The sequence below is a fragment of the Streptomyces sp. NPDC004629 genome, from assembly GCF_042873595.1.
In the GTDB taxonomy this organism is placed as follows: domain Bacteria; phylum Actinomycetota; class Actinomycetes; order Streptomycetales; family Streptomycetaceae; genus Streptomyces.
Window position 1 is genome coordinate 1 of sequence record NZ_JBIALO010000050.1, and the last position, 26,212, is coordinate 26,212.

Consider the following 26,212-nt stretch of genomic DNA (forward strand, 5'->3'; position numbering starts at 1 on the left):
CGGATGATGCGGGACGCGAAGATCACGCAGATCTACGAGGGCACCAACCAGGTCCAGCGCGTCGTGATGGCCCGCAACCTGCCCTGACCGGCCCCTGCCCGCAGGCGCGTTCAGTCGTCGAACCCCTCCGCCGCCCGCTTCTCGCGCAGTTCCCGGATCGCCCGGCGGCGGGCGAGACGGTGCGTGCGGCGGATCTGGGCCTCCTGGCAGCGGCGGCGGTCCCGGTCGGTCTCCGGGAGCACCGGCGGCACCGCGCGGGGCCTGCCGTCCGCGTCCACCGCGGCGAACACCAGGTAGGCGGAGCCGACCTGAGTGGCCGGGGCCGACTCGTTCCAGCGTTCCGCGAGGACCCGCACACCGATCTCCATCGAGGTCCGGCCGGTCCAGTTGACCTGCGCCTTCACATGGACCAGATCGCCGACGCGGACCGGTTCGAGGAACGCCATCTCGTCCATGGACGCGGTCACGGCGGGACCCCCGCTGTGCCGGCCGGCCACCGCGCCCGCCGCGTCGTCGACCAGCTTCATGATCACTCCGCCGTGCACCGTGCCCAGCAGATTGGTGTCGCTGTGGGTCATGATGTGGCTGAGCGTGGTGCGGGACGCCGACGTGGGCTTGCCTGGAATGTCGGATTCCGCCGTGCGAGGCTGGTCTGTCATGGCCTCCACCTTATGCCGAGCCGACAACTGCGGAATTTGTGTCAGGTTGGCAACAGCGGCGCTCTTATTTTCCGACGGCCCTTGTAAGCCATACAGCCCTGCCCTGCACACTGGGGCGCATGAATGATTGGCCCGAGGGATGGTCCGACGACAACCGCGGCAGCCGCTACGGACGCGGCAGCGCCGGCGCGCAGCCTGAGGGCGCCCGCGTGATGCGCCAGGTACGGCGCGGCCAGGCGGCCCCGCCAGGACAGCGCGGGTACGGCGGCCCCGGCCCGTCGGCGCCGCCGCACGGCCAGGTCCCGCAGCAGCCGACGTACACCGACGGCCAGGGCTACGACGACTACGGCGACCCGCACGGCTACGACAGCGGCTACAACACCGGGCAGGTCTACGGCAGGCCCGGCGACGGCGGTCCGGGCGGGCCGGCCGGACCGGACCCCCGCGGGCCGCGGCCCGCGCCGAACTGGCGGCGCCGGATCAAGTGGACCGCGATCACCGTGGCCGGCGTCCTCGTCGTCACCACGGTCGCGACCTACTTCTGGGCCGACTCCAAGCTGAACCGGGACGTCGACCTCTCGACGGTCATCGAACGGCCGGAGGCGGGCAAGGGCACCAACTACCTGATCGTCGGCTCCGACAGCCGCAAGGGCATGTCGGACGAGGAGAAGAAGAAGCTGCACACCGGCTCCGCCGAGGGGCAGCGCACCGACTCGATGATGATCCTGCACGTCGGCGGCAACGGCGACACGCTGATCTCGCTGCCCCGCGACTCGGACGTGGAGATCCCGAGCTACAAGGGGTCGGCGTCCGGCAAGATGTACCAGGGCACCGGCCGGCACACGAAGCTCAACGCGGCCTACGCGGAGGACGGGCCGACCCTGCTGGTCCGCGCGGTCGAGTTCAACACCGGTCTGCACATCGACCACTACGTGGAGATAGGCTTCGCCGGCTTCGCGAACATCGTGGACGCGGTCGGCGGCGTCGATATCACCATCGACAAGGGCTTCAAGGACAAGTACTCGGGCGCCGACTTCAAGGCGGGCAAGCAGACGCTGAACGGCGAGCAGGCGCTGGCCTTCGTGCGCACCCGGCACGCCTTCGCCACGTCCGATCTTCAACGCACCAAGAACCAGCAGAAGTTCCTGTCGGCGCTGGCCCACCAGGTGGCCACGCCGTCGACGGTCCTGAACCCGTTCAAGCTGTACCCGACGCTGGGCGCGGGCCTGGATTCGCTGACCGTCGACAAGGACATGAGCCTGTGGAACCTGGCGTCCATGTTCTGGGCGATGAAGGGTGTCAGCGGCGGCGACGGCGCCTCGATGAACATGCCGATCTCCGGCTCCAGCGGCGGCAACCTGGTCTGGGACAAGGCCAAGGTCAAGACCCTGGTGAATGAACTGAACAACGACGAGAAGGTCACCGTCACGGGTTAGCTCCGCTGGATGGGCCGTGATGCGTCGTGGTTCGGGTGCGGCGGCGTTGTGGTTGGGCGCGCAGTTCCCCGCGCCCCTTTGGGGCGCTGCCGAGCGGTGGTCGGTGCGCTGCGGTGGTGTTGTGGATGGGTGTGCAGTTCCTCGGGTTCCTTTGGGGTGTGTTGTGAGGGCACCCTGGGGGTGCCCTCGGGTGGGGGTCAGGTTCGGGTGGTCGCCATCGCGCGGCAGCTCTCCGCACACCGCCGACACGCCTCGGCACAACGCTGCATCTGAGCGTCGTCCGGCATGGACATACACGCCTCCGCACACATGTCGCACGCCATCGCGCACATCCGGCACATCTCGGCGGACATCGGCGAGCGCCGCATCATCATGTCCGCGCACATCCGGGTCATCTCCGAGCAGTCCATGAGCGCGCGCATGATCTGCATCTGGGCCTGGCCGCCCATCGACAGGCAGGAGCTCATCGTCTCCTCGCACACGCTGTGGCAGCTCATGCACGCCTGGATGCAGTCCTGCATCTGCTGGGTCATGGCCGGCATGGTTCCGGGCTGGGTCATGGCTCCTCCACGGGGAACGAAGGGGGCCCGACGGGCCCCTGTGCTTCCGTCCTACTCCGGTCGGCTATGTCCCGCCATCCGACGACCGCCCTAGAAGGACGCTTTGTCCTTGCCGGAGCACAGCACCTCGTCCCCGCGCACCGCCCCCGGCCGGCCCTGCGCGGGCGGCGGCGCCTTCACCTTGTGCACCTCGTGGAAGTCAGCCCCGGCGATCACCCTGAGCACCGGCCCTTGGTCCGGCACCGCCCGCAGCTCGCTGCCGGGCAGCGCCGCCACCACCGCCCGGGCCGAGCGGTCCCAGCGCGGGTCGTAGACGACCACCGTGCGCCGCACTTCCCGCTCCGCCGAGGTCACCGGCCGCCCGGTGGTGGCGAAGCCGGTCGCGGCGAGGGCCGCGTCCACCCGCTTGCCGAGCCCGGCCGTACCGGTGCCGTTCTCCACCTGCACCCGGATCTGCTGCGGCGCCACGTCCACCGGCACGGACGGGGCCTGCGTCGGCCGCCGTTCCACGGTGAGCGGCTTGTCCTCGCGCAGCGACCGGAACAGCTGCTCCGACCGGGCCTGGTCCCACTTCAGCGTCGACCCGACGCCCTTGACCGGGAACGCCATCTGCCCGATCGGCACGGTCGTGAACTCGGAGGAGGCGGGGGAGAAGGTACGCATCGCGCGGCCCAGGTCGAGCAGTTCGTCCGTGCCGAAGCCGGTGTCCGCCCGGACCGAGCCCAGCACCGCCCGCGTCACGTCCCGGAACCTCATCGGGTTCAGCAGCACCCCGGAGGAGGTCGCCCGCTCGATCAGCGCCGCCAGGAACCGCTGCTGGCGCTGCATCCGGCCGAGGTCGCTGGCCCCGTCGATGTGCCGCGAACGGACGTACTGCAGCGCCTCGCCGCCCATCAGCGTGTGGGTGCCGGGCGCGAGGTCCAGGCCGGTGAACGAGTCCTTCAGGGGCGTCGTGGTGCAGATCCGGACCCCGCCGACCACGTCGACCGTCTTCATGAAACTGGTGAAGTCGACCTCCAGATAGTGGTCGATCTTCACATGGGTGATGTGTTCCACCGTGCGCACGGTCAGCTGCGGCCCGCCCTCCGCGTAGGCCGCGTTGAGTTTCAGCGGATGCGGGCCGTGGCGTGCCCCGGTGGTCTCGTCGACGTGCTCGGGCACCTCGGCGTACGAGTCGCGCGGCAGGCTCACCACGGTGGCCCGCTCCCGGTCCTCCGAGATGTGCACGATCATGATCGTGTCGGTGCAGTGGCACGGCGCGCCGCCCAGCCGGTACCGCCGCCGCTGCTCCTCGGTGATCTTGTCCCGGCCGTCGGTGCCGACCAGCAGGACGTTCGTGCCGTGCCCGCCGCTCGGCCGGTTCTTCATGTCCCGGAACGGATCCACCCGGGCGATGTCCGCGTCCAGGCTGCTGACCACCGCGTGCCCGATCCCGGCCGAGGCGAGTACCACCACGGACAGCGTCGTCACCGCCCGCATGGCCCAGCGGGGCCGCTTCTGGCGCACGGGCCGTACCGGCCGCGCGGGCGGCCGCTGCGCACGACGGGGCGGCTGCGGGCGGCGCTGCGGCCGGGCAGCGGGCCGAGACGGGCTGGGGGACAAGGGGACACCTCCGGACGACGGCCGTACGTGGGATCCGGGAGCACCGTAGGCCCATACGATCTCCAGCCCGCGTCAGCGGCCCGGCGGCGCGCACCCGTGTCCCCCATTCGCGGTAACGTGAGCCCCCTATGAACGCCAAGCCCGACGTGCGGCTCCCCGCAGTTTCTGTGATCATGCCCGTCCTCGACGAGGAGCGGCATCTGCGCGGCGCCGTCCAAGCGATCCTCGCGCAGGAGTACGCCGGCGAGATGGAGGTCGTGATCGCCCTCGGTCCGTCCACGGACCGCACGGACGAGATCGCCGCCGAGCTGGTCCGCGACGACCCGCGCGTGCACACCGTCCCCAACCCGACCGGCCGCACGCCGGCCGCCCTCAACGCCGCGATCAAGGCCTCCCGCCATCCGGTCGTGGTGCGCGTCGACGGGCACGGCATGCTCTCGCCGAACTACATCGCGACCGCCGTGCGGCTCCTGGAGGAGACCGGCGCGCAGAACGTCGGCGGCATCATGCACGCCGAGGGCGAGAACGACTGGGAGCGGGCCGTCGCCGCCGCGATGACCTCGAAGATCGGCGTCGGCAACGCCGCCTTCCACACCGGCGGCGAGGCCGGCCCGGCGGAGACCGTCTACCTGGGCGTCTTCCGCCGCGAGGCACTGGAGCAACAGGGCGGCTACAACGAGGAGTTCATCCGCGCCCAGGACTGGGAGCTGAACTTCCGCATCCGCGAGGCCGGCGGGCAGATCTGGTTCTCGCCCGAGCTGAAGGTGTCCTACCGCCCCCGCCCTTCGGTGCGCGCCCTGGCCAAGCAGTACAAGGACTACGGCCGTTGGCGGCATGTCGTGGCCCGCTACCACGAGGGCTCCATCAACGTGCGCTATCTGGCCCCGCCGACGGCGGTGTGCGCGATAGCGGCGGGTCTCGTGGTGGGCGCGGTCCTCACCCCCTGGGCCCTCGTGATCCCCGGCGGCTATCTGGCGGCGATCGTCGCCGGCTCGGTGCCCGCGGGCAAGGGCCTGCCGCCTGCGGCCCGCCTGCGCATCCCCGTGGCCCTCGCCACCATGCACATGTCCTGGGGCTGGGGCTTTTTGACCAGCCCGCGCTCCCTGGCCAGGCGGGTCATCGCCTCCCGCCGCCCGGCGGTGCTGAACTCCCGCTGAACGGACCGGACTTCGCCCGGACATGAGGCGGGCCCCTCCCGAAGCCGGGAGGGGCCCGCGTCACATCCGGCGTCACGTCCGCCGAAGGGGCCTGCGTCGGCCCGCTACCACCGGTAGGGCCGGTACACGTCCATGCACTGGCCCTTGTCCGAGCCGTTGATGGCGTCGGAATTACTGGGCAGGTCCCCGGCCTTCGGCTTGGACTGCTTCGGATAGGCGGTGCCGTCGCGCCAGTCGGCGCCCACGACGACGGTGACCCCCGATACATCGGTCGACTGCCTCACCGAACTCGTCGGAATCCCCAGCGACTTGGCGACCGCCAAAGCATCACCCTCCAGGTCCGCGCTCGGGTAGTGCACCACCGTCGCGTCCTCGGACAGCGGCGCCGAGGTGTCCGCCGTCGCCCTGGTGTAGCCCTGCTGCACCAGCACCTGGCTGATCGTGCGCGCCCGGCCGGGAACCGGGGCCTGGGCGGCGGTCCGGGTGGCGTTCTGCACCAGCACCCCGAGCCGGTCGGCGGCGACCGAGGGCGCCTTGGTCGCCCCGGCCGTGGCAGTCGGCTTCTTCTCCTTGTCCGCCGCGCCCTTGTCGTCGAACGGCACGTCGTCGCGGAGCATCTGCCACATCTTCTCGGCGTCGACCGGGTCCGGTACGACGTGGTTGGCGTTCTGCGAGTCCTCGACCCACGGCATCGTCGTCATGGTGATGCGGTTCGTCGGCACCGTCTTGAGCTGCATGCCCAGGTCGTACAGCTTCCTGACCGTGCCGATCTCCTCCGAGACCTTCAGGGACTTGGTGGCCGCCTCGGCGAGGCCCATCAGCCGGCCGGTGTCCGTGAAGACGTTCTGCTGCTTCAGCGTGCGGATCATCGAGTTCATGTACATGTGCTGGGCTCTTGCCCGCAGGATGTCGCTGCCCCAGGCGTGCCGGGTGCGCAGCCACTGGAGCGCCTGCTTGCCCTTCACCTTCTTGGTGCCGGCCGTCAGCTTCAGGCCGGAGCCGCCGGGCACGCCGGGCAGCGGGCGGTCCCACACGTTCTGGTTCACACAGACCTCGACCCCGCCGATGGCATCCGCCATCTTCACCACGCCGGCGAAGTCGATCGTCATCCAGTGGTCGATGTAGACCCCGGTGAGGTTCTCCCAGGTGGCCAGCGTGCAGCCGGCCCCGCCGCGGGCCAGCGACTCGTTGATGATCGTGTTGGTCGCCCGGAACGTCTCGCCGGTCTCCGGGTCCTTGCACTCGGGGATGTCGACCCGGGTGTCACGCGGAATGCTCACCACGGCCGCGCTCTTGCGGTCCGCGGAGAGGTGGATGAGCATCTGCACGTCGGCGAGCGGCGGGTTGCCCCGGTTGTCCCTGCTGCCGCCGAGCTTCACGTTCTCGTCCGAGTTACGGCTGTCGGAGCCGAGCAGCAGGATGTTCATCGGCGTCTGCCCGGCCGCGTTCGGCTGGGTCCGGTGCGCCTTGGAGTCGCCGCTGCTGCGCTGACCCTTCCGGATGTTTCCGTTGAGGTGCTGGTAGTAGAGGTAGCCGGCGCCCGCCGTGCCGAGTATCAGCACCGCGAGCACCGTCGCCGACCAGCGCAGCGCACGCCGTCCGCGGCCCCGTTCGGCACCGCTCGGGCCGCCCCCGCGCCGCCCGCCGCCGTGCCGGCCGCGTCCGTCGGACGCGCCTGGCCCCTGCGGTGCGAGCGACATCGTGTCGTCGACCGCAGGAGCTTCCCCCCGCACACCGCTCTGCGCCAAATCCCTGCCCTCCCCACCCTGCGCCTTGCAACGGGCCCGTCCCGCGCCGGGTTAGACGCGCGACGGGCCCGTTGGGTTACCTACGAGGCGCACTTGACCTTGTCTGCCGTGGACTTATCCACTTCCGGCGCCTTTGTCGGAGTGGTGAGGGAAACGCCCGCACCCTTGAAGTCCTCGCCCAGGGTCAGCGTCATCGCCGGCAGCCCCTGGGAGTTGGTCACGCTCGCGCCCGGTTTCATCGCGGAACCGGACAACCCCATGATGGCGGCCAGCTTACGGGCCTGCGGCGCCTGGTCCGGTGCGTACTCCAGGGTGGTCTTGCTCAACTCCGCGGGGGCGTTGCCCGCGTTCTCCGACTTGAGCACGCCCTCGTCGTTCTGCAGCCACTGCAGGGTCTCCTGCGCGCTGCCGGACGCGGCGCCGCCGTTGAGGATGCGCACCCGGACCTCGGACGCGTCGGACTTGGTGCCCTTGAGCCGGGCGGCCTGCGCGTCCTTCTGCGCCTTCTGCTTCTTCTTCACCTCGGTGAAGGAGACGTCGTTCTTGATCGCGTCGAAGATCGCGGGCGCCGTGGTCTTGTTGACGACGACGGTCGCCTTGACCGTCTCCGCCGGGTTGTCCAGCACCGGCACCGTCATGAAGCTGATGTTCTTCGTCGGCACCTTCTTCAGCTCAAGTGCCACGTCCTTCAGCGTGCTGACCTTGCCGATGCCGGTGTCCACGGTCAGCGCCTTGGTGGCGGCCTCGGCCAGCGACACCAGCTTGGTCGGGCTGGTCAGGGTGTCGCTGGAGGCCATCTTGCGCATCAGCGACGCCAGGAACTGCTGCTGCACCTTGATGCGGTCCAGGTCGCCCTGGTTGCCCCAGGCATGCCGGGTGCGGACGAACGCCAGCGCCTGCTCGCCCTCGATCTTGGACTCGCCCGCGGGCAGATTCAGATGCGACTTGGCGTCGTTCACCGCGTGGTCGAGACACACGTCGACCCCGCCGACGGCCGACGTCAGCGTCTTCACCGCGTTGAAGTCGGCCATCATGAAGTGGTCGACGGGGATGCCGGTGACCGCCTCCACCGTGCGCATGGTGCAGCCCGGGTCGCGGCCGTCCTGGCCCAGGCTGGTGTTGAAGCGGACGCCGTCCGTGGCCGGGACGACCTTCTCGCTGCCGTCCTCCTGTTTCGTCGGGCAGTCCGGGACGTCCACGATCAGGTCGCGCGGGATGCTGAGCGCGGTGGCGTTCGTCCGGTCCTTGGAGACATGCAGCAGGACGTTGGTGTCGGCGTGCCCGACGCTGCCGCTGTCGCCGTAGCCCGCGTTGCCCTTGCCGGTGCGCTTGTCGGTGCCGATGATCAGGATGTTGAAGGCCTCGTTCTTGCTGAAGCCCTGCTTGCCCGCGCTGCCCACGTCCGTGGTGGTGACGTTGCCCTCAAGGTGCTTGAGGTAGGCGTAGGCGGCGGCGCCGGTGGCGATCAGGACGAACGCCATGGTGCCGCCGGTCCACATCAGGGTCTTCTTCGCCTTCGACTTCTTCTTGACCGGGCGGCGGCTGCGCCGGCCGGCCGGCTGCTCGGGCTCCGCCCGCCGCCTGCGCTGCGGCGGAACCTCCCGGCCGGGCGCCCGGCCCGTTTCCCGGCCCGGTGCCCTGCTCTGCTGCCGACCCGGCGTCGCCTTTCGGTCCCGCGGGGCGCGGTCGGATTCCCGGGAACCGGATCTGCGCGGTCCGGGCACCGACGACTGCGGTGCGGAAGGGCTCAGTCGCAGTTCGTATTCGCCGGTGTTCGGATTGAGTACCCACTGGTCTGCGGGATCGATGTTGTCCGCCCGCCCACGGCCTTGCGCGTCCACGGTTGTCCGAATCCTCCGTCGGGGCCACGCGGCGCCTTCCCCCTCAGGCGCTCGGGTCTCGGTTCAAACAGTGCACGGCCCCAGGGCGGACCTCGTGGCATGGTGCACCGGATCGCTCACACTATCCGCCCAGTTGAGCGTCAAGCGACGGCGGTGACAAATTCACGTCCCTACAACCGGGCAATCCGCCTCATATTTCTGGACGGAAGTCTGTTCCCTTGGTGCGCGCTTTACTCGCAGGGGTCCTCGGCGGCGGTGTTCCCGGGGAAGGTCGGCGCGGGGGAGGGGGCGTTCTTCCCACCTGAATTGCCACTTTTTGTCGCCGATTCCGATGGAATCCGCCGGGTGATCGTCACCGGGGCGTCGGACCGCAACTGCTCGAACAGCTTTCCCGCCTCGGGTTCGACGAGCTGGTCGCGATTGGCGTCGGACGGGTACGACTCCCGGGGAACGGTCAGAAACTGCACATGTTCGGTGGGGATGTTCCGCAGTCCGCGCACGAGTTGATACAAACCACGCAAACTGGCCAGCCCGGGGTCGGTGGTGAGCGCCGAAGTGGCCGCGTCCAGCAGCGGATACAGCTTCACCGGGTTCAACAGGACATCGTTGCTGCGCACCTTGTCGACCAGCGCGCCCAGAAATAGCTGCTGCCGCTCCATGCGGTCGGTGTCGCTCCCGTCGCCCAGCGACTTGCGGGCCCGCACATAGCCGAGCGCCTGCTCGCCGCCGAGAGTGACCCGGCCCGCGGGCAGCCTCAGCCCGGCGGCCCTGTCGTCGACGGGCTCCCGCAGACACACCTCCACCCCGTCGACGGCGTCCACCATCTCCTTGAACCCGCTGAAGTCCACGACGGCGTAGTGATCGACCCGGATGCCGGTCAGCTTCTCGACGGTGCGCACCGCACAGGCCGAACCGCCCGTCTCGAAGGCGCTGTTGAGCATCGCGAAGACCGGCGCGCTGCGCCCGCCGTCCGGGCGCAGACAGCTCGGCACATCGACCATCAGGTCCCGGGGGAGGGACACCGCGGTGGCGCTGTGCCGGTCGGCGCCCAGGTGCAGCAGGATCGCGGTGTCGGACCGCCCGGTCCCCGTGTCCCGCCCGTACGCCCCGTTGCCGTCCCCCGAACGCGTGTCGGACCCGATGAGCAGGATGTTCTGCGCGCCGCGCACCAGCGCGCTGGGCCGCTCGCGCTCATAGCGGGCCAGCTCGGCGGCGGCCGCCTCGTCCGCCGTGATGTTGCCGTCGAGCCTCGTGTACGCGAGCCATCCGCCCCCCGCGCCGAGCAGGACCAGCGCCGCCAGCCCCAGGACCGCCCTCTTCGTCCAGCGCCGCCGGCGCCGGCATATCAGCCCGTCTCCGGTGGCGGAGGCGCCCGCGTCCGGACCGGGGTCGCTCCCGCGGGGCGTACCTGCGGCGTCGGTCACGTCCGGTCCACCCCCTCGTGGCGTACGAGCGTGTCGTCCTGCTCCTACGACGATGGCCCGAGGGGGTTGGGGAGGCGGCCCCGTGTTACTCCAATCGGGTGAAATCCGGCGAGCTGTCCGGGGTGCGGGGGCGCCCCGGCGCGACAGCCGGCCCGAAACATGCACATAACCACCGGTAACAGCCCCTCCCACCACCGGTGCTGTCGGGGTCGGGGTCCGTTCCCATCTGCCCCCGGCGGAGCCGTCCGCTCAGTGGTGTGCCGCGGTCACCCGTTCGGTTTCCATCCGCTTGGCCAGTGCGGCCTCGTCCAGTCGCGCCAGGTGCCGGCACAGCACTACGGACCCGCCGACGGCCAGCGGTGCGTACAGCCCGGCGCTGAGCCCCTCCCAGGTGTCGTACGCCAGTCCCGACAGCAGCCGGGAGCCGGGCCCGATCAGATCCAGCGCGGGCGCGTCGGCGCGGGCCCGCTCCACGACCTCGGCCCCCGTCATCTCCGCCCCGGCCACGATCAGCGCCGGCTCCTCCGGATCCACCGGCGCGAAGGGCGCGAACCGGTCCCCCTGGCCCGGCACCTCCACGGCGTAGTCGACGAACCCCTCCGGCGGCTGCGGGAAACGCCCGCCCAGCGGGCGCAGCGCCAGCGCGACCCGCTCGCCGGAGCAGGCCCGCGCCGCCTCCAGCGAGTCCGGCCCGCTCACCACGACATCGGCCGCGGCCGGATTCCCGGCCACGTCCGCGACCGCGCCCACCGACGAACACGCCAGCAGCCACACCGCGGTCTGCCAGTGCGCGGGCAGCAGGAGCGCGACCCGGTCCCCGGGTCCGGCGGCCAGGTCGCCCTGGAGCAGATTCGCGGTCTTGGCCACCCAATTGGCGAAGGTGGCCACGGACAGTTCGACGCGTTCGCCCGTGGCGTCGTCGTAGAAGGTCACCAGGGGGCGTGCGGGGTCCGCGGCGAGCGCGGAACGCAGCAGGTCGGCGGGGGTGCGATCGGTGGCGTTCACCCGCGCAAGGGTACGCGGCGGCGCGAGCGCGCACCGGTGGGCGGCGCCACCGGTTCGGCGGAGTGGCAGCCGACGGTCCGTCAGTTCACCGATGGACAGATATGTATGACTATGTTCAAGATCGGGAGCATGCGTGGATATTTCTTCTCTTCGATCGGTGCCCCTTCGGTCGGTCTCACCTGCGCGGCCGTACTCGCCCTCCCGCTGACCCTGCCCGCGACCGCCGCGCCCGCGAGACCGGCGCCGACCGCGGACGGGGCCACGACCGTCGGCCGGCCGGCCGACGCCGCCGTGCCCGGCCGTACCCAGTCGCTGCCCCTCGTCCCCCTGGTCCCCCTCACCCGTCACCGCGTCCTCGGCTCCGCCTCCGAGCAGGGCGTGCACCGCCGGGACGTACGCCATTTCTCGCTCGTCGGCGTGGTCTGGGACAACCCCGGCACCGAACTCCACGGCCAGGTCCAGGTCCGCACCCGCTCCACCGCCACCGGCAAGTGGTCCGGCTGGCAGGACATCGAGACGCACAACGCCGACCACGGGGCCGACCCGGGCACCGCGGAAAGCACCTCGGGCCGGGTGCGCGGCGCCACGGCCCCGCTGTGGGTGGGCGACTCGGACGCCGTGGAGCTACGGGTCCGGGCCGACGCCGAACCGGCCACCGGCGACGGCCGCACCGGCGGTTCCTCCTCACCCCTGCCCTCGGGGCTGCGTCTGGAACTGATCGACCCCGGGACGGAACCCCCACGCCAGGGCTCACCCGCCGACGCCTCCCGCACCCATGTCGACCTGGACGACGCCGCGGCCGGCGCCTCCGCCGCCAACACCGACCTCGTCCCCCTCGGCGCCGCCGAGATCCCGTCGCTGAGCAAGAAGGACACCGAGCGGGAAGCGCTCGCCCTGCGCGGTGCCCCACGGGCCGGGACACAGCGCGCCCAGCCGTACGTCGGGCCGCGCCCGCGCATCGTCACACGGCACGGCTGGGGCGCGGACGAGAAGCTGCGCGAACGGGGCTTCGCCTACACCAAGTCGGTCAAGGCGGCGTTCGTGCACCACACCGCCTCGGGCAACAACTACAAGTGCTCGCAGGCCCCGTCCGTCATCCGCGGTATCTACCGCTACCACGTCAAGAGCATGGGGTGGCGGGACATCGGCTACAACTTCCTCGTCGACAAGTGCGGCACCATCTACGAGGGCCGCGCCGGGGGCGTGACCAAGGCCGTGCTGGGCGCCCACACCCTCGGGTTCAACGGCAACAGCATGGGAATCGCGGCCATCGGCACGTTCAGCTCCAGCAAGCCGTCCGCCTCCGCGGTGACCGCCGTCGCCAAGCTGACGGCGTGGAAGCTCGGGCTCTTCGGCGCCAATCCGAAGGGCAAGACATACCTGAAGTCCGGCGGTGGGAATCTGTACCCGAAGGGGAAGAACGTACGACTGAACGTGATCTCCGGCCATCGGGACGGATACGCCACGGACTGTCCGGGCAAGCACCTGTACTCCAAGCTCGGCTCGGCCCGTTCCGCCGCGGCCCGCTACCAGGGGCGCTGAGGCCGCGGCACGCGTTCACGCCGTCGGGGACGGCCGGGGGAAATCCGCACGCGGATATCGCGTGACACCGCGCGGCCATCGAGGGCGTCATCGCACGGTCTGCATACACTGACCGGCCGGAAGACAGTTCGGCCGGTCCCGGCAGGAAGCGGAGACGACAGGTGACAGAAGCCATCCTCCTGGTCGGCGGCAGGGGCACCCGGTTGCGTCCGCTCACGGTGCACACGCCCAAGCCCATGGTCCGGGCCGCCGGAGTTCCGTTCCTCAGCCACCAACTGGCCCGGGCGAGAGCGGCCGGTGTGGACCACATCGTCCTCGCCACGAGCTATCTGGCCGAGGTCTTCGAGCCGTACTTCGGCGACGGCGCGGCGCTCGGCCTGCACATCGAGTACGTCACCGAGGAGGAGCCGCTGGGCACGGGCGGCGCGATCCGCAACGTGGCCGCGCGCCTCCACTCGGGGCCCGACGACCCGGTGCTGGTCTTCAACGGGGACATCCTCACGGGCCTCGACATCGGGGCGCTGGTGGACACGCACGAGTCGACGGGCGCCGATGTCTCCCTGCACCTCACCCAGGTGACCGACCCGCGCGCCTACGGTCTGGTGCCCACCGACGACACGGGCCGCGTCCTTGCGTTCCTGGAGAAGCCGCAGACCCCCGAGGAGATCGTCACCGACCAGATCAACGCCGGGGCGTACGTCTTCCGGCGCTCGGTGATCGACACGATCCCGGCGGGCCGCCCGGTGTCGGTGGAGCGCGAGACCTTCCCGGGCCTGCTGTCGGCCGGAGCCCATCTGCAGGGGATGGTGGACTCGACATACTGGCTCGACCTGGGCACCCCGGCCGCCTTCGTGCGTGGCTCGGCCGACCTGGTGCTGGGCCGGGTCCCCTCGCCGGCCGTCCCCGGCCGCTGCGGGGACCGGCTGGTGCTGCCGACGGCGCGGGTCGCGCCGGACGCGAAGCTGACGGGCGGCACGGTGGTGGGCGAGGGCGCCTTCGTGGCCGGCGGCGCCCGGGTGTTCGGCAGCACGATCCTGCCCGGCGCGGTCATCGAACCCGGCGCCGTCATCACCGACTCCCTGATCGGCACCCGCGCCCGGGTCGGCGAACGCTCCGTCCTGACCGGGACGGTCATCGGCGACGGCGCGGTGATCGGCGCCGACAACGAACTCCGCGAGGGCGCCCGCGTATGGTGCGACGCCCGCATCCCGGCCGGCGCGGTCCGCTTCTCCTCGGACCAGTAACGCCCCTGAGGGGGCGCCCCCGTCACACCGGAGCCTTCGGCCCGCGAGGCCGCGGTCGTCCGGCGGCGCGCAGTGCGCTGCCCTGCTCACGCGGGCCGCGGTGGCCGTGGTTCTCGTCGCCGGCGGTGTGATGCGGGCGCCGCTGGACGCGGGGTGTGCGGAGGTCCTTTCGGCGCCGGGTGCTGCCGCGGGCCCAGGCGGCTGCGGCACAGGGTGGCGGTTCGGCGCCGGCTCTACAGTCGGCCGATGTCCGTGCGGGGCATGCGAGGGGCGCGGCGGGCCGGTGCCCTTCCGCTCAGGAGGATGAGGCGGGCGGCCCGGTGCCGCTGGCCCGCGTACGGCTCCAGCAGCGACAGCATCACGGCGTCGTCCGCGTACCGGTCCCCGGCGAGCGCCCAGCCCACGATCCCCGGCAGATGCAGATCCCCCACGGTCACCGCGTCCGGCGCCCCATGACTGCGCTGCACCGTCTCCGCCGACGTCCAGGGCCCGATCCCCGGCACGAGTTCCAACCGCGCCTGCGCGTCCGCCGGTTCCATGCCGGCCGCCTCCTCCAGCCGCGCCGCGACCCGCACCGCCCGCAGGATCGTCGACGCCCGCTTGTCGTCCACCCCGGCCCGATGCCACTCCCAGGACGGGATCAGCGCCCACGTCCGCGGCGCGGGCATCACCCACAGGCGCCCGGCCATGGGTCCCGGCGCCGGTTCCCCGAACGTGCGCACCAGCAGCCGCCACGCCCGGTACGCCTCACCGGTCGTGACCTTCTGCTCCAGGACCGACGGGATCAGCGACTCCAGCACCAGCCCGGTCCGGGTGAGCCTGAGCCCCGGCCGCCGGCGCCGGGCCACGGCCACCAGCCGATGCCGCGGCGCGAACGCGTCGGGGTCGTCCGCCGCACCGAGCAGCATGGGCAACCGCTCCAGCAGCCAGTCCGCCCCGGGGCCCCACGCCTGCCCGCGCACCCCGCCGTCGTACGCGGACACCCGTAGCGTCCCGGGCCCGTCGGGCGTCCTGCTGGCCCGCCACACGGCCCCGTCCGGCGTGGCCCGGAACGTGGGGTCCGCCGACCCGCGCCTGAGCGGCCCGAGCACCAGAGCGAGGTCGAGCGGCCCGTCCGGCGCCCAGGTCCGTACCCGCCCCGGAGCAGGTCCGGTCTGCCGCGGCACGCCCGCGGGCACGGCGACCTGCCCGCCGCGCACGGTCGTACGCGTGGGCCGCGGAGCGAAGCGTCCTGCCACGGTGGGTCCCAGAGCTGCCGGAGTAGTGCTACGAGACGTACGAGACCAGGCGCTCATACGGCACCGTCAGCGTACTTCCAGGAACGCCGACGCCTCGCGCTCGGGCCGCGGCCGGGGCGGCTCCGCCGGATGCCCGACCGCCACCGCGCCCATCGGATCCCAGGTGCCGGGCAGCCCGAGGACCTCGCGCACCACGTCCCGGCAGAACATCGTCGACGACACCCACGCCGAACCCAGCCGCTCCCCGGCCAGCGCGACGAGGAAGTTCTGCACGCCCGCGCCCATGGCGACCACGAACATCTCCCGCTCGGCAGCATCGCGCCGGGCGTCCCCGTAGGTGTGCGAGCCGTCCATGACGAGGCACGGCACGACGAGATGGGGCGCCCCCCGCAGCACCTCCCCGCGGCGCACCCGCTTCGCGATCGACTCCTCGCTCTTGCCGTCGCGCCGCAGGTCCGCGATCCAGGCGTCCCGCATGGCGTCGAGCAGCCGGGTCCGCGCATCGGCCGACTCCAGCAGCACGAACCGCCACGGCGTCGTGTGGTGCGGGGCCGGCGCGGTCACCGCGGCGGCCACCGCCCGCCGTACCGCCCCGGGATCGACGGGCTCGTCGGTGAAGGCCCGCACGGTACGCCGCAGGGTCACCGCCTCCCGTACCGCCTCGGAGGTGCCGAGCCGGAACATGTCATCGCGCGCGTCGCGCACCAGGGCCCGCGCGCCCGTCCCGTGCTCCCCGGCCATCAGGTGGGGCAGCCCGCGCAGCACGGCGACGGGCCGTCCGTCCGCCTTGCCCTTCACCAGGTCGCCCGCTGCCGCCAGTTCGTCCGCCGTGGCGACGACGGTGGCGCTGAGCGGGTTGCCGTACGCGTCCGTGCCGCCGCGCAGATCGTCCAGGACCCGCACGCCCGCGGCGCCGATCGCCACGTCCGTGAGCCCCGCGCGCCAGGGCCGTCCGAATGTGTCGGTGACCACCACGCCGACGTCCACTCCGAGGGCGTCGCGCAGCCCGTCGCGGATCGCCCGCGCGGACGCGTCCGGGTCCTCGGGCAGCAACAGCACGGTCCCCGCCGGGGTGTTGGAGGCGTCGACCCCGGCGGCGGCCATGACCAGGCCCTGCCGGTTCTCGACGATCCGCAGCGGGCCGCGCCGGGCCACGACCCGTACCGTCTCCGCGTCGATCGCCGCCTCCCGGTCGGCCGCCTCGACGACGCGCCCCTCCGCCTTGGACACGATCTTGGAGGTGACGAGCAGTACGTCACCGTCGCGCAGCCCCGGCTCGGCGGCGGCGATCAGCTTGCCGATGTCGTCACCGCGCTGCACCTCGGGAATCCCGTCAAGCGCCCAGACCCGAAAACCGGCCACCCCACGGTCCGCGCCGGCCACCCCACGGTCCGCGCCGCCCGCACTCCCGTCAGCCGCGCCGGCTGCACTCCCATCGGCCGCGTCGGCCGGACGCCTGTCAGCCGCGCCGGCGTCGACCGGGGTGGCGTCAGTGGTGTCCCCGGCCCCGGCCGCGGCGAGCGCCCCCGCAGTGGCCCCGGTGTCGGTGGTGCCGCCGGTTCCGGCCCGCCGCGGGATCGTCTCGTCGCTCACGCTCCCCGCACCTCCTCCGCGAGTGTCAGCGCCTCACGTGCCATCTGCGCGGCCGCGTCCAGGTCGGTCATCATCAGCGGCACGGCCCGGCAGCGGATGCCGGCGGTCTCCACCCGCGCGACCGCGTCCGCGTCGACCGTGTCGACCAGCCAGCCGTCGAGCAGCCCGGATCCGTAGTGCTCGGCGACCGCCGCGGCCGTGGACTCGACGCCCACCGCCGCGAGCACCTTGTCGGCCATCCCGCGCACGGGCGCGTTCCCGACGATGGGGGACAGGCCCACCACCGGCACCCCGGCGTCGGCGATCGCCTCCCGGATGCCGGGCACGGCCAGGATGGTGCCGACGGAGACGACGGGGTTGGACGGCGGGAAGAGGATCACGTCCGCCTCGGCGATCGCCTCCAGGACACCCGGCGCCGGCTTGGACTGCTCGGCGCCGACCGGCACGACGGCCTCGGCGGGAACGGAGGCGCGCAGCCGCACCCAGTACTCCTGGAAGTGGACGGCCCTGCGCTCGCCGTCGATGTCGACCGCCACATGCGTCTCGACGCGGTCGTCGGTCATCGGGATCAGCCGTACGCCCGGCTTCCAGCGGTCGCACAGCGCCTCGGTCACCGCGCTCAGCGGATAGCCGGCGCCCAGCATCTGCGTCCGCACTATGTGCGTGGCGAAGTCCCGGTCGCCGAGCCCGAACCACTCGGGGCCGACCCCGTACGCCGCGAGTTCCTCCTTGAGGTGGAAGGTCTCGTCGGTCCGACCCCAGCCCTGTTCCTCGTTGATGCCGCCGCCGAGCGTGTACATCACCGTGTCGAGGTCCGGGCAGACCTTCAGCCCGAAGAGGTGGATGTCGTCGCCGGTGTTGCCGATGACCGTGACGTCCGCGTCCGGCACGGCCTGCCTCAGGCCGCGCAGGAACCGGGCACCGCCGATGCCGCCTGCCAGAACCACAATGCGCATGGAAACAGTGTGTCAGCCGGGTACGACAACGCGTCAGGCAGTCACCGGACGCGGCTCGACACGCGCCTCGCAGTGCGGGGCGGTGTGCATGGGCATCTCCGTGAGGCCCGGGTGGTAGACGTGCAGGCTGACCGCGGGCTCCAGCGCGTCGTTGAGCACCTCGTGCACATAGCCCGGGGCGAACACCCGTTGCACGCCCGGCGCCAGTACGCGGGTGCCCCGCCGCGTCCGCTCGGTCAGCGTGCCCTCCAGGACCGTGAGCACTCCGGAGGAGCGGCCGTGGTCGTGCCGCCCGCTGCCCTGACCCGGCACCCACGACAGCAGCCACACCTCGTAGCCGGGGCCGGTGTGCAGCCGGTGGTACCAGCGGGTCGTCGCGTCGTACCGGACGAGGTGCTCCCACCGGGCGCGGTCGGCCGCGACGGCGCGGGCGAGGCCGGCGAACTCGGCGACGGTGGTCGGGTGCTCGCGCGGTGGCTGGAGCAGGTGCGGGACTTCGAGGAGGTCGCCGGCGATCTGGAGGTCGTTCTCGCTGTTCATGGGGGTGCTGTGGGTCCTCGGCAGGAAGTGAGGGGCGGCTTCTGGAACGGCGAAGCGAAGGAAGAGCGGTACGAGCGGTACGAATACGAAAGGGAGAGGGGCCTACGAAACGGAGGCGTGGGGGCGGCCGGAGCGCGGGTGGCTCAACAGCCGGAACGCAGACAACGCAGAGAATGCAGACAACGCAGACAACAGCTACAGCGAGCGCGGGCAGCCCCGTGCGACCCGGCGGAGCGGGTCGGGATGAGTGCCGAATGCGCGAGCATGCCCACAAGAACATCGGTTCACACTCGCACTGTCAACTCGACGTCCGAAATGTGGCGCATGCTTCACCTCTTCCGGTTCATCTGCGGGGGGAAAGGTTTGCTCACCCGGTGTCCGGGAGACATGGCGCACATCCGGGAGCACGGGTCTCGTCGGAACGCGATCGAACTCCTGGGCGTCCTTCTCCGTACGGATGTCTGTGCGAGGTCGGCGGCCCTCCCGGGCCCCCCTCGGCGTGTCAAGGTTTATGGCGATTTGAACACTTTCCGCATGGCCTTGGTTCCGCAGAGTGAATAACGGGCCCAATAGCAGATCTCGGCTTGACTCGCCCGGAGCAGCACACTTGTAATTTCACTCGTGTCGTTCAGCCGAAATCGGCAACGGCCACCACACGGGGACGTGAAAGACAGACGAGGGGCGCACATGACCGAGCTGGTGCAGCAACTGCTGGTCGACGACGCGGACGAGGAACTCGGCTGGCAGGAGCGCGCGCTGTGCGCCCAGACCGACCCCGAGTCCTTCTTCCCGGAGAAGGGCGGCTCGACCAGAGAGGCCAAGAAGGTCTGTCTCGCCTGCGAGGTCCGCTCCGAGTGCCTGGAATACGCCCTCGCCAACGACGAGCGCTTCGGCATCTGGGGCGGCCTGTCCGAGCGTGAACGCCGCCGTCTGAAGAAGGCGGCCGTCTGATTCGAACAGCACGGAACCTTCACGTACAGAGGTCACGAACGGCCCGTAGCAGGTGGGTTATCCACAGGCGGCGGGCCTTCGGCATGCCCAGCCGATAGTGTGGTCGCTCGTCCGAGACGCCCCGTGTCCCCTCGGGGCACAGGCGTCCACCACAGTCCACCGAACCGGGGCCCGTACCTCGATGTCCGTGCACAGCCATACGGCAGCCCGTCAAGACGCCGCTGCCGCAGCAGCGTTCGACCCTGCCGGCCCGGCAGCGTTCGACCCAGACCGCTCGGCGGCGTTCGACCCCGCCCGCCCTCCTGAGTTTCCGCGTCACGTGGTGACCGCGGTGCTCGTCTCCCATGACGGCGCCCGCTGGCTGCCCGACGCGCTCGCCGGGCTGTTCGGCCAGGAGCGGCCCGTCCAGTACGCGGTGGCGGCCGACACGGGCAGCGCGGACGACTCCGCCCAGCTCGTCACCGACGCGCTCGGCGCCGACCGCGTCCTGCACCTCGCCCGCCGCACCGGCTTCGGCCAGGCCGTCGAGGAGGCCCACCGCACCGCACCGTTGCTCACCCCGGACGACCTGCCGTACCTGAAGCGCCCCAGCGGCTGGGACCCCGCCACGCGCACCTGGCGCGACGACGCCTACGACCTGCCGGAACTGCCGCACGGGGAACCGGTCCAGTGGCTGTGGCTGCTGCATGACGACTGCGCCCCCGAGCCCGACGCCCTCGCCCAGCTGCTGCGCGTCGTCGACAACGAGATGGAGCTGGGCCGCGACGACGTCGCCGTCGTCGGCCCCAAGCTCCGCGGCTGGTACGACCGCCGGCAGCTCCTGGAGGTCGGCGTCAGCATCGCCAACTCCGGCCGCCGCTGGACCGGCCTTGACCGCCGCGAACAGGACCAGGGACAGCACGACCACGTGCAGCGCGTCCTGTCGGTCTCCAGTGCCGGCATGCTGATCCGGCGCGACGTCTTCGAGGAACTGGGCGGCTTCGACCGCCGGCTGCCCCTCATGCGCGACGACGTCGACCTGTGCTGGCGCGCCCATGCCGCAGGCCACCGCGTCCTCATCGCCCCCGAGGCCGTCGTGCGGCACGCCGAGGCGGCCTCCCGCGAGCGCCGCACCGTCGACTGCGGCGGCCGCACCGCCGCCTCACCGCACAAGGTCGACAAGGCGGGCGCCGTCTACACCCTCCTGGTCAACGCCCGTACGGCGGTGCTGCCCTGGATCCTGCTGCGCCTCCTGCTCGGCACCTTCCTGCGGACCGTCGCCTATCTCGTCGGCAAGGTCCCCGGGCAGGCCGTCGACGAGGTCCGCGGTCTGCTGGGCGTGCTGCTGCGGCCCGAGCGGATCGCCGCGGGCCGGCGAAGCCGCGGCCGTCCCCAGATCGACAAGGCCGAACTGCGCCCGCTGTTCCCGCCGCCCGGCGCGACCGTGCGGGCCACCGTGGAGCAGGTCGCGGGCAACCTCTTCGGCGCCTCCGACCCCGAGGTCTCCTCGGCCGGACGGCACGGCAGCGCGGTGGAGTCCGGTCCCGGCGGTGACGACGCGGACTTCCTGGAGATCGAGCAGTTCGCCCGCATCAAGCGCATCGCCCGCAAGCCCGGCCCGGTGCTCTTCCTGGTCCTGCTGCTCGTCTCGCTGGCCGCCTGCCGCTCCCTGCTCGGCGGCGGCGCCCTGTCCGGTGGCGCCCTGCTGCCCGCACCGGCCGACTCCGGCGAGCTGTGGTCGCGCTATGTGGACGCCTGGCACCCGGTCGGCGCCGGCGGCACCCCGTCCGCGCCGCCCTACCTCGCGATCGTGGCGCTGCTCGCCTCCATACTCTTCGGCTCGACGGGCCTCGCGGTCACCGTCCTGCTCGTCTGCTCGGTGCCGCTGGCCGGCTTCACCGCGTACTTCGCCTCCCGGCCGCTCGTCACCTCCCGCCTCCTGCGCGCCTGGGCGGCCGTCGCCTATGCGTTCCTGCCCGCCGCCACCGGCGCCCTCGCGGGCGGCCGGATCGGCACCGCGGTGCTGGCCGTGCTGCTGCCGCTGATCGCCCGCGCGGGCATCGCCGCGAGCGGCCTGGCGTACGGGCCGGGCGCGCGCGGCAGCTGGCGCGCCACCTGGGCGTACGCACTGCTGCTGACCGTCGCCACCGCCTTCACGCCGATCGTGTGGCCCATCGCCCTGATCCTCGGCATCGGCGTGCTGGCCCTGCGCCGCGCCGACCTCGTCGCCTACGGCCTGCGCTTCCTCGCCCAGTTGGGCACCCCGCTGCTGATCCTCGCGCCCTGGTCGCTGACGCTGCTCCCGTCCGGCTTCTTCCAGGAGGCCGGACTGGAATACGGCTCCTCGGCCGCCTCCGCGCTCGACCTGCTCGGCGCCAGTCCGGGCGGCCCCGGCACGGTGCACGGACTGATGCTCATCGGGCTGGTCCTCGCCGCGCTGGCCGCGCTGCTGCGCTCCGAGCGCCAACTGGGCATCCGCACCGCCTGGGTGGCGGCCCTGGTCGCGCTCGTCTTCGCGGCCCTGTCCAACGGCTCCGCCTGGGCCGGTCCCGCCACCCTCGTCTACGGCATCGCGCTCCTGGCCGCCGCCGCGCTCGGCGCCGACGGGGCACGCGCACGCGTGGCCGAGCAGAGCTTCGGCTGGCGCCAGCCGGTCGCCGCGCTGATCGCCTTCGCCGCCGCGGCCGGACCGCTGCTGGTCGCCGCCGGCTGGATGATCCGCGGCGCCGACGGGCCGGTGCAGCGACGCGACCCGGTGCAGGTGCCCGCGTTCGTCGCCGAGGAGAGCGGCACCCGTGACCAGGCCCGCACCCTGGTCCTCGACAGCGACTCCGGGGCGCACGTGCGCTACACCCTCGTCCGTGGCTCCGGCGTCCGCATGGGCGACGCCGAACTCGCCGTCGCCGACGGGGAGAACGCGGCCCTCGACAAGGTCGTCGCCAACCTCGTCGCCGGCTCCGGCGCCGACCAGGTGGACCAGCTCGGCGGCTTCGCCGTCCGCTACGTCCTGGTCCACAAGGGCGCGCCCCGCGAGGTCGGCCGCGTGCTCGACGCCACGCCCGGCCTGAGCAGGCTCAGCCAGCAGCACGGCAGCGCGCTGTGGCGCGTCGACCGGCCGGTCTCGCGCGCCGCCATCGTGTCCGCCGACGGCGCGGGCAGCCCGCAGTCCGTGGCCGCCGGGCCCGTGGAGATCCACACCACGATCCCGTCCGGCTCCGACGGCCGCGTCCTGCGGCTGGCCGACACCGCCGCCGACGGCTGGAGCGCCACCCTGGACGGAAAGCCGCTCACCCGCACCACGGTCGACGGCTGGGCCCAGGGCTTCGAACTCCCCGCCACCAGCGGCACGCTGGACGTCACCTACGACGACCCGTTCGGCCACACCGCCTGGCTGTGGGCCCAGGGCGCGCTCGCCGTCGTCCTGGTCGTGCTCGCCCTGCCCGGCCGCCGCCGCGACGTCGACGACGACCTGCCCGAGGAGGAGGCCGCCGGCGCCGCGCCCGCCACCGGCGAGGGCCGCCGCGCCCGCCGACTGCGTGCCCAGGCGGAGGCCGAGGCATCCGGCGCACCGGACGGGACCGACCCGGACGGCACACCGCCGCCCGTACCCCAGGCCCCCGCGGCCGTACCGCACCAGCAGTCCTACGACACGGGGACGCCCCCGGCCGAGGACACGCGCGCCTGGGAAGGCGACCCGGCGGCCTACGCGGGCGCCGAGTACTACGGCGGCCAGTACCAGGGCGCCGACCCGTACCAGGGCGGTTACGACCAGCAGGCCTACCAGGCCGACCCGTACCAGAGCGGCCAGTACGACCCGTACGGGTACGGCGGCCAGCCCCAGCAGGGCGCGTACGACCCGACGTACCAGCAGGGCTACGACCCCGGGTACCACCCCGGATACGACCCGGCGGCCCAGCCCCACCCGCCCCAGCAGCCGCACCCCCACGGCACCGGCAGCGAGCGCCCCGACGGGAGCCAGCAGTGAAGCGCACGACCCTGTCCCTGATCGCCGGCACGGCCGCGCTCGCCGCCGTCACCGGACTCGCCGCGCTGGAGACCCCGGACGCGGCCGGCACGACCACCGCCGAAGCGGCCGTCGAACTGCCCGTGGAGCGCACGAGCCTGCTGTGTCCCGCACCCAGCCTCTCCGACATCGCCGAGACGTCGTACACGTCCTTCACCCCGGTCACCAAGGGCACGGCGAGCGACGGAAAGGCCCAACTCCAGGCGGCGACCGAGGAGTCGGCGGACGGCACGGGCGACGCCAAGAAGGGCGGCAACACCAAGAAGAAGACCGCCAAGCCGGTGCTCACCCCTAAGAAGCCGGGCACCCCGGCCACCGGCGACACCTCCGGTGCCGACGGCACCGCGCTCGTCGGCACCGCCGAGGGGAAGTTCGCGCCCGGCTGGACCGTCCAGGAGACCACCGCGGTCGCCGCCGGCTCCGGCCGCGGTCTCCAGGGCGTCACCTGCACCGCGCCGGACACCGAGTTCTGGTTCCCGGGCGTCGGCACGGACGCCGACCGCACCGACTACGTGCACCTCACCAACCCCGACGACGGCGCGGCCGTCGTCGACCTGGAGCTGTACGGCAAGGACGGTGCGGTCAAGTCCACGGTGGGGGAGGGCATCACGGTCCCGCCGCACTCCAGCAAGTCCGTCCTGCTGTCCACGCTGGCCGACCAGCAGCAGGCCGATCTGACCCTGCACGTCAACGTGCGCAGCGGGCGGGTCGGCGCGGCCGTCCAGGCCCTGGACGCCAAGAACGGCGGCGACTGGCTGGCCGCGTCCGCCGACCCGGCCGGCACGCTGGTGCTGCCCGGCATCCCGAAGGACGCCACCTCCGTCCGCCTGATCGCCTTCACCCCCGCGGACTCCGACGCGGACCTGAAGATCCGCCTGGCCTCCCCGGCCGGTCTGATCACCCCCGCAGGGAACGAGACGCTGCATGTGAAGTCGGGCATGACCACGGCCGTCGACCTGGGCGAGGTCACCCGTGGCGAGGCGGGCTCCCTGGTCCTGTCGGCGACCGACCGGTCGGTGCCGGTGGTCGCCGCCCTGCGCGTGATACGCGGCAAGGGCGACAAGCAGGAGACGGCCTTCATCCCCGCCACCGCGCCCGTCGGCCCGCGCGCGACGGCCGTCGGCAACGGCGCCAAGGACACGACCCTGTCCGTCACCGCCCCCACCACCGCCGCCCGGGTCAAGGTGACGTCCTCGGCGGGCAGCGAGGGCGGCAGCGCGGTGACGAAGACCTATCCGATCAAGGCGGGCACGACCCAGGACCTCGACATCCCGGCCCCGGCCGGACTGAAGGGCACATACGCCCTGACCGTGGAATCCGTCTCCGGCGGTCCGGTGTACGCCTCCCGCACCCTGACCGCCACGGAGTCCGGCGTCGCCGGCTTCACGGTCCAGACGCTCCCGGACGACCGGGGGACGGTCGCGGTGCCGGAGGCGGACCAGGACCTGTCGGTGCTGCAGAAGTAGGCGTGACCAGGGCGGGCGGTGCGGGGACGGGCTCAGTCCTCCCCGTACCGGGGGTCGACGGTCTCCGGAGTGAGCCCCAGCAGCTCGGCGACCTGCTCCACGACGACCTCGTGCACCAGCGCCGCCCGCTCGTCCCGCCCCTTCGTGCGGATCTCCACGGGGCGCCGGTACACCACCACGCGCGCCGGGTGCCCGTCGCGCGCGGGCAGGGTCCCGCCGAGCGGCACGGCGTCGTCGCTCCAGACGTCCCCGGGCCGCCCCTCCAGCCGGGGCACCTCCAGCACCAGGAAATCGATGTCGGCGAGCTGCGGCCACCGCCGTTCGAGCCGTTCCACGGAGTCCTGCACCAGGTCCGCGAACGCCTCGGCGCGACTGGCCGCGAGCGGCACCTGCGGCGGGGCGATGGGCCCGCGCATGCCACGCCCGTGGCGGTCACGACGACGGGGCCCGGGGCCGGCGGCACGGGGCGGTACACGGTTGTCCATCACTGGTGAAGCGTAGTCCTCGCGCGGTCCGCCCGCCGGTCCCCACGCGGCAACCGGACCGCAGGCCGGGCGGCCTGTACCGCATGTCGCGTGATGACCATTCCAGCCAAGGTTGAGCACGTTTCCGTATCCCTCCAGGACCGCCGAGCTCAAGCCAATTGACGGTGTTTGTACCGACTCATGACCGGATGCCGGTGCGCCGGGTACCGCCCGCGACGCGGTTCGCCCAGGTCAGCAGGGCCCGACCGGGAAGGTGTGTGGGGCGTTTCACAGCACGACACGGTGGAGTGACCTGGTGGAGAGTCGTCGCGGCCCGCTCAAGAGTGCGGTACCGTCCAACATCGTGAGCCCTGTACGTCGCTGTTCGCGCACCGCCTGCGGCCGACCCGCCGTCGCGACGCTGACGTACGTCTACGCCGACTCGACCGCGGTCCTCGGCCCGCTCGCCACCTACGCCGAACCCCACTGCTACGACCTGTGCGCCGAGCACTCCGAGCGGCTGACCGCGCCGCGCGGCTGGGAGGTCGTCCGGCTCCTCGACGGCTCGGCCCCGGCCCGCCCCAGCGGCGACGACCTGGAGGCGCTCGCCAACGCCGTGCGGGAGGCGGCACGCCCCCAGGAGCGGGCGGCCGAGGCGGGCGGCGGGGGGCGCGTGGCGGACCCGATGGAGGTCGCCCGCCGCGGCCATCTGCGGGTGCTGCGCTCACCGGACAACTGATCCCCCGGGGAACCTGCCGCGGATCCGTGCACACCCATTGACGC

General features: G+C 72.3%; 21 protein-coding genes. 9 read left to right on the forward strand and 12 right to left on the reverse strand.

All coding sequences use genetic code 11. The features are described 5' to 3' along the window. A partial coding sequence (locus ACFYTE_RS39880) for an acyl-CoA dehydrogenase family protein (protein WP_388721821.1) occupies nt 1-87 on the forward strand: 87 nt, incomplete at its 5' end. 23 nt (nt 88-110) lie between these two features. Here ACFYTE_RS39880 and ACFYTE_RS39885 read toward each other — a convergent pair. Then, complete coding sequence (locus ACFYTE_RS39885; RefSeq protein WP_388721768.1) at nt 111-659, reverse strand: acyl-CoA thioesterase; 549 nt, start codon at nt 657-659, stop codon at nt 111-113. A 119-nt stretch (nt 660-778) separates the two neighbouring features. On the opposite strand from ACFYTE_RS39885, the gene ACFYTE_RS39890 reads away from it, so the two are divergent. After that, nucleotides 779-2,095: an LCP family protein gene (locus ACFYTE_RS39890; RefSeq protein WP_388721771.1), complete on the forward strand. Its 1,317-nt coding sequence runs from the start codon at nt 779-781 to the stop codon at nt 2,093-2,095. 197 nt (nt 2,096-2,292) lie between these two features. Here the strand turns inward: ACFYTE_RS39890 and ACFYTE_RS39895 are convergent, their stop codons facing one another. Both ACFYTE_RS39895 and ACFYTE_RS39900 read right to left on the reverse strand, forming a co-directional pair. Then, a complete protein-coding gene (locus tag ACFYTE_RS39895) occupies nt 2,293-2,655 on the reverse strand; it encodes a four-helix bundle copper-binding protein (RefSeq protein WP_388721773.1) in 363 nt (120 codons plus the stop codon). A gap of 90 nt (nt 2,656-2,745) precedes the next feature. After that, nucleotides 2,746-4,134: an LCP family protein gene (locus ACFYTE_RS39900; RefSeq protein ID WP_388721823.1), complete on the reverse strand. Its 1,389-nt coding sequence runs from the start codon at nt 4,132-4,134 to the stop codon at nt 2,746-2,748. A 251-nt stretch (nt 4,135-4,385) separates the two neighbouring features. Between ACFYTE_RS39900 and ACFYTE_RS39905 the strand changes: the two genes are divergently transcribed. Further along, nucleotides 4,386-5,414 (forward strand): glycosyltransferase family 2 protein, encoded by a 1,029-nt coding sequence (locus ACFYTE_RS39905; RefSeq protein ID WP_388721775.1) that lies wholly within the window; start codon nt 4,386-4,388, stop codon nt 5,412-5,414. 104 nt (nt 5,415-5,518) lie between these two features. Here ACFYTE_RS39905 and ACFYTE_RS39910 read toward each other — a convergent pair whose 3' ends face one another. The 4 genes from ACFYTE_RS39910 to ACFYTE_RS39925 form a co-directional block, all read right to left on the reverse strand. Next, nucleotides 5,519-7,114, reverse strand: coding sequence for an LCP family protein (locus ACFYTE_RS39910; protein ID WP_388721778.1), 1,596 nt, complete (start codon nt 7,112-7,114; stop codon nt 5,519-5,521). Between the two features lie 128 nt (nt 7,115-7,242). After that, entirely contained in the window at nt 7,243-9,003 is a 1,761-nt protein-coding gene (locus tag ACFYTE_RS39915; protein WP_388721780.1) for an LCP family protein, read from the reverse strand. Between the two features lie 230 nt (nt 9,004-9,233). Continuing rightward, complete coding sequence (locus ACFYTE_RS39920) at nt 9,234-10,427, reverse strand: LCP family protein (RefSeq protein WP_388721782.1); 1,194 nt, start codon at nt 10,425-10,427, stop codon at nt 9,234-9,236. Between the two features lie 249 nt (nt 10,428-10,676). Next, nucleotides 10,677-11,432 carry a TIGR03089 family protein gene (locus tag ACFYTE_RS39925; RefSeq protein WP_388721784.1) on the reverse strand — a complete coding sequence of 252 codons (756 nt, stop codon included), beginning with the start codon at nt 11,430-11,432 and terminating at the stop codon, nt 10,677-10,679. A gap of 129 nt (nt 11,433-11,561) precedes the next feature. On the opposite strand from ACFYTE_RS39925, the gene ACFYTE_RS39930 reads away from it, so the two are divergent. Both ACFYTE_RS39930 and ACFYTE_RS39935 read left to right on the forward strand, forming a co-directional pair. After that, complete coding sequence (locus tag ACFYTE_RS39930; protein ID WP_388721786.1) at nt 11,562-12,974, forward strand: peptidoglycan recognition protein; 1,413 nt, start codon at nt 11,562-11,564, stop codon at nt 12,972-12,974. Nucleotides 12,975-13,135: 161 nt separating this feature from the next. Continuing rightward, the gene (locus ACFYTE_RS39935; RefSeq protein WP_388721788.1) at nt 13,136-14,218 is read left to right on the forward strand and encodes a sugar phosphate nucleotidyltransferase; all 1,083 of its coding nucleotides are present in this window, start codon (nt 13,136-13,138) and stop codon (nt 14,216-14,218) included. A gap of 233 nt (nt 14,219-14,451) precedes the next feature. Here ACFYTE_RS39935 and ACFYTE_RS39940 read toward each other — a convergent pair whose 3' ends face one another. The 4 genes from ACFYTE_RS39940 to ACFYTE_RS39955 all read right to left on the reverse strand — a co-directional run bounded on the left by ACFYTE_RS39940 (nt 14,452) and on the right by ACFYTE_RS39955 (nt 18,545). Continuing rightward, complete coding sequence (locus ACFYTE_RS39940; protein WP_388721790.1) at nt 14,452-15,456, reverse strand: DNA-3-methyladenine glycosylase family protein; 1,005 nt, start codon at nt 15,454-15,456, stop codon at nt 14,452-14,454. A gap of 66 nt (nt 15,457-15,522) precedes the next feature. Further along, nucleotides 15,523-16,839, reverse strand: coding sequence for a coenzyme F420-0:L-glutamate ligase (locus ACFYTE_RS39945; protein ID WP_388721825.1), 1,317 nt, complete (start codon nt 16,837-16,839; stop codon nt 15,523-15,525). Nucleotides 16,840-17,045: 206 nt separating this feature from the next. Next, complete coding sequence (cofD, locus tag ACFYTE_RS39950) at nt 17,046-18,005, reverse strand: 2-phospho-L-lactate transferase (protein WP_388721792.1); 960 nt, start codon at nt 18,003-18,005, stop codon at nt 17,046-17,048. A gap of 33 nt (nt 18,006-18,038) precedes the next feature. After that, nucleotides 18,039-18,545, reverse strand: a complete 507-nt coding sequence (locus ACFYTE_RS39955) for a cysteine dioxygenase (protein WP_388721794.1) — start codon at nt 18,543-18,545, stop codon at nt 18,039-18,041. A gap of 687 nt (nt 18,546-19,232) precedes the next feature. Between ACFYTE_RS39955 and ACFYTE_RS39960 the strand changes: the two genes are divergently transcribed. The 3 genes from ACFYTE_RS39960 to ACFYTE_RS39970 all read left to right on the forward strand — a co-directional run bounded on the left by ACFYTE_RS39960 (nt 19,233) and on the right by ACFYTE_RS39970 (nt 24,965). Beyond that, a complete protein-coding gene (locus ACFYTE_RS39960; RefSeq protein WP_003975777.1) occupies nt 19,233-19,496 on the forward strand; it encodes a WhiB family transcriptional regulator in 264 nt (87 codons plus the stop codon). Between the two features lie 181 nt (nt 19,497-19,677). Next, a complete protein-coding gene (locus ACFYTE_RS39965; RefSeq protein WP_388721796.1) occupies nt 19,678-23,460 on the forward strand; it encodes a glycosyltransferase in 3,783 nt (1,260 codons plus the stop codon). Further along, nucleotides 23,457-24,965 carry a DUF5719 family protein gene (locus ACFYTE_RS39970; protein ID WP_388721798.1) on the forward strand — a complete coding sequence of 503 codons (1,509 nt, stop codon included), beginning with the start codon at nt 23,457-23,459 and terminating at the stop codon, nt 24,963-24,965. Before ACFYTE_RS39965 ends, ACFYTE_RS39970 begins: the two co-directional genes overlap by 4 nt. A 32-nt stretch (nt 24,966-24,997) precedes the next feature. On the opposite strand, the gene ACFYTE_RS39975 is transcribed toward ACFYTE_RS39970, so the two are convergent. After that, nucleotides 24,998-25,450, reverse strand: a complete 453-nt coding sequence (locus tag ACFYTE_RS39975; RefSeq protein ID WP_388721827.1) for a metallopeptidase family protein — start codon at nt 25,448-25,450, stop codon at nt 24,998-25,000. A gap of 295 nt (nt 25,451-25,745) precedes the next feature. Here ACFYTE_RS39975 and ACFYTE_RS39980 point away from each other — a divergent pair, with 295 nt between their 5' ends. Further along, complete coding sequence (locus ACFYTE_RS39980) at nt 25,746-26,168, forward strand: DUF3499 domain-containing protein (protein WP_388721800.1); 423 nt, start codon at nt 25,746-25,748, stop codon at nt 26,166-26,168. The last annotated feature ends 44 nt before the right edge of the window (nt 26,169-26,212 follow it).